Annotated in this window: 10 protein-coding genes and 2 tRNA genes; 10 read left to right on the top strand and 2 right to left on the bottom strand. The window is 46.4% G+C overall.

Annotation, left to right across the window (positions count from 1 at the left end):
* Window positions 1-57 precede the first annotated feature (57 nt).
* Window positions 58-1,095 (top strand): aspartate--ammonia ligase, encoded by a 1,038-nt coding sequence (asnA, locus tag E5358_RS06040; protein WP_135939339.1) that lies wholly within the window; start codon window positions 58-60, stop codon window positions 1,093-1,095.
* A gap of 257 nt (window positions 1,096-1,352) precedes the next feature.
* Here the strand turns inward: asnA and E5358_RS06035 are convergent, their stop codons facing one another.
* On the bottom strand, window positions 1,353-1,940 hold the full coding sequence (locus E5358_RS06035) for a thymidine kinase (protein ID WP_135939338.1): 588 nt from the start codon (window positions 1,938-1,940) through the stop codon (window positions 1,353-1,355).
* Window positions 1,941-2,131: 191 nt separating this feature from the next.
* On the opposite strand from E5358_RS06035, the gene rsmI reads away from it, so the two are divergent.
* The 5 genes from rsmI to E5358_RS06010 all read left to right on the top strand — a co-directional run bounded on the left by rsmI (window position 2,132) and on the right by E5358_RS06010 (window position 6,500).
* On the top strand, window positions 2,132-2,860 hold the full coding sequence (gene rsmI, locus E5358_RS06030; RefSeq protein WP_135939337.1) for a 16S rRNA (cytidine(1402)-2'-O)-methyltransferase: 729 nt from the start codon (window positions 2,132-2,134) through the stop codon (window positions 2,858-2,860).
* 17 nt (window positions 2,861-2,877) lie between these two features.
* Entirely contained in the window at window positions 2,878-3,723 is an 846-nt protein-coding gene (locus E5358_RS06025) for a Cbp1 family collagen-binding glycoprotein adhesin (protein WP_135939336.1), read from the top strand.
* 122 nt (window positions 3,724-3,845) lie between these two features.
* A complete protein-coding gene (locus E5358_RS06020) occupies window positions 3,846-4,988 on the top strand; it encodes an AI-2E family transporter (RefSeq protein ID WP_135939429.1) in 1,143 nt (380 codons plus the stop codon).
* A 24-nt stretch (window positions 4,989-5,012) separates the two neighbouring features.
* Entirely contained in the window at window positions 5,013-6,167 is a 1,155-nt protein-coding gene (gene fucO / locus E5358_RS06015; protein ID WP_135939335.1) for a lactaldehyde reductase, read from the top strand.
* A gap of 257 nt (window positions 6,168-6,424) precedes the next feature.
* Window positions 6,425-6,500, top strand: a tRNA-Lys gene (locus tag E5358_RS06010).
* 189 nt (window positions 6,501-6,689) lie between these two features.
* Here E5358_RS06010 and E5358_RS06005 read toward each other — a convergent pair.
* Window positions 6,690-6,760 (bottom strand) — tRNA-Gln (locus E5358_RS06005).
* Window positions 6,761-6,989: 229 nt separating this feature from the next.
* On the opposite strand from E5358_RS06005, the gene rsfS reads away from it, so the two are divergent.
* From rsfS to E5358_RS05985, 4 genes are all read left to right on the top strand, one after another.
* Window positions 6,990-7,352 (top strand): ribosome silencing factor, encoded by a 363-nt coding sequence (gene rsfS / locus E5358_RS06000; protein ID WP_135939334.1) that lies wholly within the window; start codon window positions 6,990-6,992, stop codon window positions 7,350-7,352.
* A gap of 117 nt (window positions 7,353-7,469) precedes the next feature.
* On the top strand, window positions 7,470-9,521 hold the full coding sequence (gene ftsH / locus E5358_RS05995) for an ATP-dependent zinc metalloprotease FtsH (RefSeq protein ID WP_277821181.1): 2,052 nt from the start codon (window positions 7,470-7,472) through the stop codon (window positions 9,519-9,521).
* 22 nt (window positions 9,522-9,543) lie between these two features.
* A complete protein-coding gene (locus E5358_RS05990; protein WP_135939333.1) occupies window positions 9,544-10,425 on the top strand; it encodes a phosphatidate cytidylyltransferase in 882 nt (293 codons plus the stop codon).
* A gap of 107 nt (window positions 10,426-10,532) precedes the next feature.
* A complete protein-coding gene (locus E5358_RS05985; RefSeq protein ID WP_135939332.1) occupies window positions 10,533-11,861 on the top strand; it encodes a M18 family aminopeptidase in 1,329 nt (442 codons plus the stop codon).
* The last annotated feature ends 728 nt before the right edge of the window (window positions 11,862-12,589 follow it).

Raw genomic sequence — 12,589 nt, 5'->3', positions numbered from 1 at the left:
AAAATATTATTTATAACTTTGCACCAAAAGAATGAAATATTCAAAACATAATAGGTAATGAGTAAATTGATTAAGCCTTCAGGGTACAAGGCTCTTTTGGACACGGTACAGACAGAGCAGGGCATAAAGCTCATAAAGGAGTTTTTCCAGCAGAACCTCAGCACAGAGTTGCGCCTGCGCCGTGTCACAGCACCACTTTTTGTGTTAAAGGGGTTGGGCATCAATGACGATTTGAATGGCGTTGAGCGTGCTGTGACATTCCCTGTCAAAGAGCTTGGCGATGCAAAGGCAGAGGTGGTGCATTCCCTTGCCAAGTGGAAACGCATGAAACTTGCGGAGGACAATATCGCTCCCGGGTACGGAATATATACAGACATGAACGCGATACGTGCTGACGAAGAACTGGACAACCTGCATTCGCTCTATGTCGACCAATGGGACTGGGAGGCTGTCATCAATGAGGGGCAGCGTACACAGGCATACCTTCGCGAGGTTGTGGAGCGCATCTACGGTGCAATACGTCGCACGGAGTATCTTGCCTGCGAATGGTACCCTCAGCTTAAGCCATTCCTTCCGGAGAAAATACACTTCGTCCATGCTGAAGAGCTTTTGCGTATGTATCCGGAGCTTTCACCCAAAGAGCGTGAGGACAAGGTGACAAAGGAGTATGGTGCAGTGTTCATAATAGGAATCGGCGGAAAACTTTCCAACGGCGAGAAGCATGATGGCCGTGCTCCTGATTACGACGACTGGTCGACAGTGGCAGAAAATGGCACAATAGGCTTGAACGGTGACATACTCATTTGGTATCCGGTCCTTGACCATGCTGTCGAACTGTCGTCAATGGGCATCCGCGTGGACAAGGCTGCACTGTTGCGCCAACTGGAGGCAGAGGGAAAGGAAGACAGGAAAGGGCTGTATTTCCATAATCTGCTGCTTGATGGCAGATTGCCGCTTAGTGTCGGAGGGGGAATAGGGCAGAGCCGTCTCTGTATGCTGATGCTCCATAAGGCACACATAGGCGAGATACAGGCGTCAATATGGCCCGATGAAATGCGTCGCGAATGTACAGAGGCAGGAATGCCTCTCATTTAGCCTGAAATATTGAACCAAAGAGGGCATTATATATATCAACAAACCAAAGTGTGACCTTTTGACTGATGAAAGGTAACACTTGACACTGTAAAAGGTAACGATTCGTTATGTGAGTCGTTACCTTTTGTTTTATGGTGTGTATCGTGTTGTGTTTCAGTGTGTTATATTGTGTAGTGTGGTGGGTGGTGTGATAAATTATGTCACTCCGGGCGTTTGTGCTCTTTCAAGCAACATAACAAACGGAAAATATCTCCAAATCATTTCCCTGTCATACGTTGCTTTGCTTTCTCATAGCACTTCCTGCACAACGGCTCATACTCACCTGTCTCACCAAGAAGCACGCGTTTGTCTCCCTCCACTATGCGGTGGCTTACATAGGCGAGTGAGCCGCAGTGCACGCAGATGGCATGCACCTTCGTCACATCGTCAGCAACAGCCATAAGAGCCGGCATGGGTCCGAAGGGAACTCCCTTGAAATCCATGTCAAGACCGGCACAGATGACCCTCACTCCTCTGTTGGCAAGCTCGTTGCAAACATCCACAAGCCCGTCGTCAAAGAACTGAGCCTCGTCAATGCCCACGACATCAATGTCACTCGTAAGCAGCAGTATAGACCCTGACGACTCAACCGGAGTGGAAGTGATGGTGGTGTTGTCGTGGCTTACGACGTCGGCTTCACTGTAGCGGGTGTCTATTGCCGGTTTGAAGATTTCCACTTTTTGCTTTGCAAATTTCGCACGCTTCATGCGGCGTATAAGCTCCTCTGTCTTTCCGGAAAACATTGAACCGCAAACGACCTCTATGCGCCCATGACGACGCAGCTCACCTTGTATGCTATTAGTCATTGACCTGTTTGTTATATAATAATTATGTGTATTAAGCCATGCAAGCTATTGGCACTTTGTCCTTGGCTGCCATGGCAACAAAAGTGTAGGATAAAATTCAACGCAAAATTACAAAGAAAATTTAAAATTCCAAAGAAATATACGCTTTTTATTGCTTATATCGGAATTTAGGAGTATTTTTGTACACAGTTATGGGAACACTTTATCTTGTCCCCACACCTGTGGGAAATTTGGAGGATATGACATTCCGCGCAGTGCGTTTGCTGAAAGAGGCTGATGTAATCCTTGCCGAGGACACCCGCACATCGGGTATTCTCCTGAAACACTATGACATACACAAACCTCTTCTTGCACACCATAAGTTCAATGAGCACGGCACATCTGCCTCCATTGTGGAACGCCTGAAGGCCGGACAGACAATATGCCTTGTCACAGATGCTGGCACTCCGGGCATCTCCGACCCGGGATTCTTCCTCGTCCGCGAGGCTGTCGCAGCAGGGATAGAGGTGCAGACGCTGCCGGGAGCAACGGCTTTCGTGCCGGCATTGGTCAGTTCCGGACTGCCGTGTGACAAGTTCTGCTTCGAAGGGTTTCTGCCGCAGAAAAAAGGAAGGCAGACACGGCTTGAGCAGCTCGGCAGGGAAGAGCGCACAATGATATTCTACGAATCGCCTTACCGCCTGCTGAAAACATTGCAGCAGTTTGCGGAATTCTACGGAGAGAACCGTCAGGTAAGTGTCTGCCGCGAGATAAGCAAGATTCATGAAGAGTCCGTGCGTGGCTCTTTGGTGGAAGTCATCGCCCATTTCGCAGCAACACCTCCAAAAGGTGAGATTGTGATAATATTGGCAGGCGTAGAGCCTGTAAAGTCAAAGAACAACAAGGACAGGCATAAAAACACAGAGACTACCAACGACTAATAAAAACAAATACAGCTATGAAGAAAATCATATACCTGGCATTCTGCCTTATGTGCTTTACAGCATGCGAGAACACACAGAAGCAACAGTCTGACAACACGGAGTCAAGAGATTCCCTGCAGCGTGTGATAGAACAGAAAAACAATGAGATAAACGATATGCTTGGAACCCTGAATGAGATTCAGGAGGGATTCCGCCAGATAAGCATCGCTGAAGACCGTGTTACTGTCATAAAGGACGGCGAGGCTACAAGCCGCAAGGAGCAGATACGTTCTGACATAGAGTTCATTGCGCAGCAGATGCAGCACAACCGCGAACTGATTGCAAAACTCCAGAAGCAAGCACGCGAAGGAAGCATTGCCGCCGAGCAGTTGAAGAAGACAATAGAGAACCTCACGGCACAACTCGAGGAGAAGAACAAGCAGCTTGAGACTCTCCGCACAGAGCTCCACGCAAAGGATTTGCGGATAGAGGTGCTTGACATGACTGTCTCCTCGCTCAACAATGATGTTGAAGAACTGAAGAATGAGTCTGCAACCAAGTCAGTAACCATATCCAATCAGGACAAGCAACTGAACACAGCGTGGTATGTGTTCGGAACAAAGAAAGAGCTTGCAGAGAACCGTATACTTGAGAAAGGCAAGGTGCTTCGCGCTAATTTCAACAAGAACTACTTCACGAAAATAGATGTGCGCGTGGACAAAGAAATCAAACTCTACTCAAAGTCTGCAAAGCTCCTTACCTCACATCCGTCAACATCATACACACTGCAGCCGGATGCATCAAAGCAATATGTCCTGCGCATAACCAATCCGGAGCTTTTCTGGTCGACAAGCAAATACCTTGTCATACAAGTGAAATAGCACAAGTGACGTATATGACATTGCCACTAATGCCGTGAGAATACGCGATTAAGTAACTGTTGAAAGTTATTTACAATAGTTACTGATTAACATAAAACCTCAGAAACATCCGACATAAAATGATTCAAAGCGAAATAACATTTGACCGCTTTATCCGCTGGGTGATGACAGCTATTGCTGTTGTGGCTGTGTTCCTTATTGTCAACTATCTCAGTAGTGTGCTGCTCCCGTTCTTCGTGGCATGGGGATTGGCATATCTGCTGTTTCCCATTGTCACCTTTGTGGAGCGCGTCATGCGGATACGCATCCGCGCATTGGCAATAATAATAACGGTCATTATCGTTGCCGTGGTACTGACGGGAGTGACTCTTGCCATCATTCCTCCAATGGTAGAACAGTTTCAGAGACTTGGAGAGATAGCTACAAACTACATTCACCGGCATGCGCATATTGACAGTATTCCGGAGGCACTGAATGAGTTGTTCGTGACTTACCGTGCAGAGATTGACAATTTCTTCCTCTCTAAGAATTTCAGTGATATTGTGAAGCATACGGCTCCGGGGGTGATTGATGTCGTGACAGAGACATTCACATTCATAAAGAGTTTCGTGGGCTCATGTATCACATTGCTCTATATGTTTTTCATACTTCTTGATTATGAGAAACTTACGGACGCATGCGTGAATATGTTTCCTGCAAACAACCGTCCTTTCGTGCAGTCGCTCATACGCGATGTTTCTGTAGCGATGAACAGCTATGTCCGCGGACAATCACTTGTGGCACTTATAATGGGCATCCTTTTCTGCATCGGATTCACTATTATCGGCTTTCCGATGGCTATAGGTCTCGGCATCCTTATAGGTATACTTGACCTTGTGCCATATCTGCACACCTTTGCGCTTATCCCGACAGCATTCCTTGCCCTGATGAAGGCTGCCGACACCGGACAGAACTTTTGGGTGATTTTCGCTTCTGCCGTTGCAATATTCGCAATAGTGCAGATAATAATAGACATGATTGTCACTCCGAGGATAATGGGGAAGGCTATGGGAATGAACCCTGCCATACTGCTTCTGTCATTGTCAGTATGGGGCTCTCTGCTTGGATTCATAGGGCTCATAATAGCTTTGCCGTTGACAACGATACTCCTGACATATTGGAAACGGTATGTGTCCGGTGGCAATAATATGGAAACAGACTGTACCAATAGTATTGGCAATATTGACAGTACAGGCAACCTCGACAAAAACTCCAACATTAAATAAAAATCAAACTAACAAAAAACATTTATGGCACAAAGATTCATTCTTAACGAAGTATCATATTTCGGTGCGGGATGTCGCAAGGAACTCCCGGAAGTACTTAACCGCATGGGACTGAAAAAAGCCCTTGTCTGTTCTGACAAAGGGCTTATCAAGGTCGGTACAACAGCAAAAGTGACAGAGGTGCTTGATGATGTGAATTTCCCTTATGAAATTTACTCTGAAATCAAGCCTAACCCTACTGTTACAAACGTAAAGCAGGGTGTTGAGGCATTCAAGGCTTCCGGAGCGGACTGTATCATCGCTATTGGTGGCGGTTCTTCCATGGACACAGCAAAGGGTATCGGCATTGTTGCCAATAACCCGGAATTCTCAGACATCGTAAGCCTCGAAGGCTGCGCTCCAACAAAGAAAAAGAGCGTGCCAATCATCGCACTCCCTACTACTGCAGGTACAGGTGCGGAGGTGACAATCAACTATGTCATCATTGATGAGGAGCGTCAGGCTAAAATGGTATGTGTAGACCCTAACGACATCCCTGCCGTGGCTATCGTTGACCCGGAACTGATGTATTCTCTTCCAAAGGGACTTACAGCAGCAACAGGCATGGACGCTCTCACACATGCTATTGAAGGCTATATCACAAAAGGCGCATGGGTAATGTCTGACATGTATGAGCTTCAGGCTATCAAGATGATTGCCGAAAACCTTCCTATCGCTGTCGATGAGCCAACAAATCCTGTCGGCCGTGAGGGAATGGCACTTGCACAGTACATTGCAGCACAGGCTTTCTCTAATGTCGGTCTCGGACTTGTCCATGGCATGGCTCACCCTATGGGCTCACTCCACGACATACCTCACGGTGTTGCCAATGCACTTCTCCTTCCTACAATCATGGAGTTCAACATGCCTAAGTGCATCGAGAAGTTCGGCATCATAGCAAAGACAATGGGCGTAAACACAGACGGAATGACACCTGAAGAGGCTGCTAAGGCTGCCGTGGATGCTGTCAAGGCTCTTTCTATACGTGTAGGAATACCTCAGACTCTCACAGAACTCGGAATCAAGGAGGAAGACATTCCTGCACTTGCAGCACAGGCAATCACTGACGTCTGCACTCCTGGCAACCCACGTGATGTGACAGAAGCCGAGATTGTCGAGCTTTACAAGAAGGTTCTGTAAAATTCCTGAAGACATAATTAATATTGTTGATAACTTAGATATGATAGAAATGGGTTCCGAAAGCGGCATAAACACCTGCTATCGGACCCCATTTCTGTTTACTGTTCTTTACAGCATGTAATAGTATCGTATTTTGTCTGTTTCTGTCCTTTTTGTTAATATTATCTAACAAAAATGCATTTTGTCTTCAAATATTTTCTCATTTCATTTTTTATGAGTACCTTTGCACTCGCTTTTGAAAACAAAGTAGAAACGGAGATCCGCTAGCTCAGTTGGTAGAGCACAACACTTTTAATGTTGGGGTCTTGGGTTCGAGCCCCAAGCGGATCACCAGAAAAGATGCTTAAAACCGCAAACAGTTTGGTTTTAAGCATCTTTTTTTTTGTTTGTCCGGATGGAAGAGAGGTAGTGTGGGGAATGCCTGCCGGTTCTTGGTTTCGCTGGTTAGAAGTGTTGTGCGAAGTATGTGTAGATGCGTAAACAGAAAAAGCCGAGATTCAAAAGAACCTCGGCTTTTCTTCGTTGGGGTATCCGGACTCGAACCAGAAAAGGCAGGACCAGAATCTGCAGTGTTACCATTACACCATACCCCAATTTTGATGTGCTTCTCTTAGCACTGCAACTGTGTTTCTCAATTGCGAGTGCAAAGGTACGGAGTTTTTTTGAAACCACCAAACTTTTTGCTGTTTTTTTTTGAAAAACATGTGTTTTTCCTTTGTATTACATAAAAAAACACAAAAAAAGAGCCTCTACGATGCTTATTCAATAGAAATAGTGTACCTTTGCAACCTAAGAAATCACATAATTATAAATAAGATAATCATGACAGAAGAAATAAAGACATTAGTCAACAAAGTTGTAGAGACCATACAGGATAAAAAAGGTCGTGGAATAACAGTGATAGACCTTTCGGATATTGATGGTTGCATAACAAAAGCATTTGTTGTCTGTGAAGGTGGCTCTCCGTCACAGGTTGAGGCAATCTCCGACAATATAGAGGAGAAGATGCGTGTGGACCTAAAAGAAAAGCCGATAAAGACTGCCGGTCTTGAAAACTGTGTTTGGGTGGCAATGGACTATGTTGACATCATGGTTCACATATTTGTCCCTGAGACACGCGAGCATTACGATTTGGAGCATTTGTGGTCAGATGCTCCGTCGGAAGTCATTCCTGACGTGGACTGACCCAAGGTTGCTTGTTTATGCAGTGCCATGAAGTTGTGTATGTTTCATGGCTTTTACCAAAGCAATACATAATTATATAATTCAAAAAGTAAAAAATATTTCGGACAAAGTTCGACTATGGCAAAATCACCAGTAGGAGGCTTCGGACCGGACAACATGCCAAAGGGTCCGAAAATGCCACGATTTAATCTGAATTGGCTTTATGCGATAATAATCGTAATACTTGCCTATTTCTTTTTCACCGGTGGTGGAAATATAGGAAAACAGTCTTCCACGGAAGCATCATACAGTGACTTCAAGCAGTTTGTTAGTCATGGATATGCCTCCAAGGTTGTTGTAAACAAGAGTGAGTCTTCCCTCAAGATGTATGTTAAGGCGGAGCATGTCCGTCAGGTGTTCCACACCGGTGCCAAGCAGGTGGGTGTCAATCCCTATGTTAATGTGAATTTCGGTTCTGTTGACCAGGTGGAGAAATTCCTTGACGCTCAGCAGGCACAGAAGCATTTCAACGGAAACCTTGAATATGAGGTTAGCCACAATGGCTTCCTTGACATCCTCCTTTCACTTGCTCCGACGATATTCTTCATTGCGATATGGATATTCATCATCCGCCGCATGAGTGGCGGTTTCGGTGGGGGTGGCTCTGCCGGCGGAAGCAGTATCTTCAATGTAGGCAAGAGCAAGGCACAGGAGTACGGAAAGGATAATTCTCATGACATAACATTCAAGGATGTTGCAGGTCAGGAGGGTGCCAAGCAGGAGGTGCAAGAAATAGTTGAGTTCCTGAAGAACCCTAAGAAATACACCGACCTCGGAGGCAAGATTCCTAAGGGCGCATTGCTTGTAGGTCCTCCGGGAACAGGTAAGACTCTCCTTGCCAAGGCTGTTGCCGGAGAGGCAGGAGTGCCTTTCTTCTCAATGTCAGGTTCTGACTTTGTGGAGATGTTCGTGGGTGTTGGTGCATCCAGAGTGCGCGATTTGTTCAACAAGGCAAAGGCAAAAGCGCCAAGCATCATCTTCATCGATGAGATTGATGCTGTCGGTCGTGCACGTTCCAATCATCCGGGAATGGGAGGAAATGACGAGCGCGAGAACACTCTTAATGCCCTTCTGACTGAGATGGATGGCTTCGGAACAAACTCCGGTGTGATTATTCTTGCAGCAACAAACCGTGTCGACATGCTTGATAAGGCACTTTTGCGTGCCGGACGCTTTGACCGTGAGATTCATGTCGAACTGCCTGACCTCAATGAGCGTAAGGCAATCTTCAAGGTTCATTTGCGTCCTGTCAAGATAGACAAAGACCTTGACATAGAGCTTCTTGCCCGTCAGACACCGGGATTCTCCGGTGCGGACATTGCAAATGTCTGCAATGAGGCTGCACTGATAGCCGCCCGTGCCGACAAGAAGGCTGTCACACAGCAGGACTTCCTTGCTGCTGTCGACCGTATCATTGGTGGTCTGGAGAAAAAGACCAAAGTAATGACTGCGGATGAAAAGAAAGCCATTGCATATCATGAGGCTGGTCATGCCACAATCAGTTGGTTCTGTCAGTATGCCAATCCGCTTGTCAAGGTGACAATCGTACCGCGCGGAAGGGCTCTCGGTGCTGCATGGTATCTTCCTGAGGAGCGTCAGATAACGACAAAGGAGGCTATGCTGGACGAAATCTGTGCACTTCTCGGCGGTCGTGCAGCAGAAGATGTGTTCCTCGGAAGAATCTCTACTGGTGCAATGAATGACCTTGAGCGTTCCACAAAGGCGGCTTACTCTATGGTAGCGTATGCAGGTATGAGTGACGCTTTGCCTAATCTTTGCTACTATAATCAGGATCAGTATTCATTTACAAAACCATATTCTGACACTACCGCACGACTTATAGACGAGGAGGTGCAGAAGATGATTAGTGAGCAGTATGTCCGTGCAAAGAAACTGCTGGAGAAATATAGTGAGGGGCATAACGCATTGGCACAGTTGCTGATAGACAGAGAGGTCATCTTTGCAGAGGATGTTGAGCGCATCTTTGGCAAACGCCAATGGGCTTCACGCTCAGAGGAACTGCTCTCTTCTGACGATGAGACAAAAACAGCTGACATTTCTGTTTCTGTTCCTGAAGGCAACCCACAGGCTGATGATGTGATTACAGACACAACTCCAAAAGACGCGTGATGCGTATAATAACCTTAATGCTATGACTGAAAAACAGAAAAATCTGATAGTGAGGGCAATAACGGGCGTGTTCTTTGTAGCCGCCCTTGTCACTTGCTTTCTAAAGCCGACATCGATGGTGTTCCTGTTTACCCTGATAACGGGAATGTCTATATGGGAATATACAGGGCTTGTCAATGACAATGTGGAGAATGTCTCCGTCAACCGTTTCATCTCCACCGCAGCAGGTGTGTGCCTCTTTCTTGCAACTTCCGCTTTCGTCAGCGGAATGTCTACGGCTGAGGTGTTCATACCTTATCTTCTGACAATCATTTATCTGCTTGTCAGCGAACTGTACACAGGCAATCCCAATCCGTTGGCTGACTGGGCGTACACGATGATGGGACAGATGTACATCGCATTGCCGTTCTCCACAATCAATATCCTTGCGTTTCAGAACGTTGACGGATACGTTGAGTACCAGTATCTTCTGCCATTGAGCGTGTTTGTCTTCTTGTGGGTAAACGACACCGGTGCCTATTGTTCCGGTTCGCTGTTAGGAAAGCACAAGCTGTTCCCACGCATCTCTCCGGCAAAATCATGGGAAGGCAGTATTGGAGGTGGAATATTCGTGATTATAGTGGCAGCTCTCATTGGCTATTTCTCTTATATCCCGTCCTCATACGTTGACCCTATGCCACTGTCATCACATATTGCAAAATGGATAGGCCTTGGCGTTGTAGTCGCGGTTTTCGGCACATGGGGCGACTTGGTGGAATCACTTATCAAGCGCACGATAGGCATTAAGGATTCCGGCAATATCCTTCCAGGACATGGAGGAATGCTTGACCGCTTTGATTCATCTCTTCTTGCCATTCCGGCAAGTGTTATATACCTTTACGCTCTGCAGTACGTCATGCAGTAATGAGCTTGAGGGCTTTAAGGACTCTAAAGATTTTAGGGTTCTTAAAGCCCTCAAATGTTTTTAAAGCCCTTAAAGGACAGAACTTTGATAACAAAAAAAATAACACTATGTACACAGAAAAACTCTTGGCGTTTCTTGACGCTTCTCCGGTTAATTTCCTTGCAGTTAAGAATGTTTGCGACACGCTTGACAAGAGCGGTTACATCCGTGTGGATGCCAAAGACCGTATGCCGGCTGTCAAACCTGGTGACAAACTGTATGTGACAAAGAATGATTCCGCTGTCTTCGCATTCCATATCGGAAGCCAAAACATAGGTGATGCGGGCTTCAGGATGATATGTGCGCACAGCGATTCCCCTACATTCCGCATAAAGCCTAATGCCGAGATTCGTTGCGAGGGAGGAATGGTGAAACTGAACACCGAACTTTACGGTGGTGCTATAATGTCAACTTGGTTTGATCGTCCGCTGTCTCTTGCCGGCAGGGTGATACTTCGCACATCAAACCCTCTTAGTCCTGAGACACGCCTTTTGCACATCAAGCGTCCGCTTCTGCAGATTTCCAATCTCGCCATACACTTCAATCGGCTGGTGAATGACGGTGTGAAGCTGTCAAAACAGAAGGATATGCTCCCGATAATGGGATTTGTCAATGACGAACTGGAGCGTGACGGCATGCTTATGAAGGCTGTCTGCGACGAACTTAACGCCACACGTCGGGACGGCGCGCCAATGGTTGAGCCGACAGACATCCTTGATTTTGACCTTTATCTTTACGATACCACTCCGGCATGTCTCTTCGGCATGCACAATGAACTGATTTCTGCAGGGCGTCTTGACGACCTTTCCATGGTTCATGCCGGTATGGAAGCCTTGGTAAGTTCTTGCGACACAGTGCCGGAAGTGACGAAAGTCCTTGCCGTCTTTGACAATGAGGAGACCGGTTCGCAGACAAAGCAGGGGGCAGGCAGTCCGTTCCTCATGTCGCTCATTGAGCGTCTTGTCTCCGCTCAGGGAGGAACAGCAGAGGATATGTACCGTGCTGTGGAGCACGCGTTTATGATTAGTGCAGACAATGCACACGCATGGCATCCAAACTACTCTGAGAAATACGACCCTACAAACCACCCTGTGCTTGGCGGAGGACCTGTCATCAAGTTCAATGCCTCACAGAAATATGCCAGCGATGCCGTCTCTGCAGCCGTGTTCCAGCAGATATGTGAGCACGCCGGTGTGCCTTGCCAGCGGTTTGTTAACCACAGTGATGTCGCCGGAGGCTCAACCTTGGGCAACATTCTCGCATCCTCTCTCCCTCTCCGTGGTGTGGATATGGGCAATCCTGTGCTTGCCATGCACAGTGTGCGTGAGACCGGTTCCGCAGCCGACCATGAGTATTGCACAGTCGCATTCATGGAGTTTTATAATGGGAAAATGTAGGCAAGTTAGTCCGCAAAATTAGTTTGCATTGTCAGTGCCATCTACAAAATCAGGCATAATATTTGCGTATATTGTAGATTTTCACTATCTTTGCATAAGTTAGGCTTCGGCTCAGCAATTAAAGTAAACTTTATTGCGTTCGCTTTGCACTACTTTTGCATAAGATAGGCTTCGGCTCAGCAATTAAAGTGAACTTTATTGCGTTCGCCTTGCACTATCTTTGCAACGAGTAGCCATGTAGCATGGCTTGCAGAATAGAGTTAATTGAATGTATAACCCTTTAAATTAATTGTTTAAGAAACAGACATAAAAGAGAATGAGACGCATATGAAAGGACAGCCGATGCAAGGCATACGGCGTGTTCATGGCGAGTGCTACGGCAGGGAAAGCCTATCTTCATAAACTCGCAAACTATTTAATTTTAACACATTAAATAACCTGACGCGTCACCATTCCATAACATTTTGCCACCCATGAGGGTGAGATATATTGAGCTTTTAGCTCTTGTTCTCTTTCTTCGAATACCGCCAATATTCCGTACATGAGGATAAGCAGTTTGAAGGTTCGCGCCATAAGGCGTGAACCATTCGTTGCTTGTTATGTACGAGGTCACTTGGCGGTAACCTGAAGAAAGGCAAGCGTATGAATGGTTACGCCTTTTTTCTTTTTTTATTTGAAGTTGTTTAAACTAATTGTATTTAAGACATTTTTTAACAAACATGACTATG

Source organism: Palleniella muris, assembly GCF_004792655.1.
Lineage (GTDB): Bacteria > Bacteroidota > Bacteroidia > Bacteroidales > Bacteroidaceae > Prevotella > Prevotella muris_A.
Note: the sequence above shows the minus strand (reverse complement) of the source record. Positions and strands in the feature narration are given on the sequence as shown.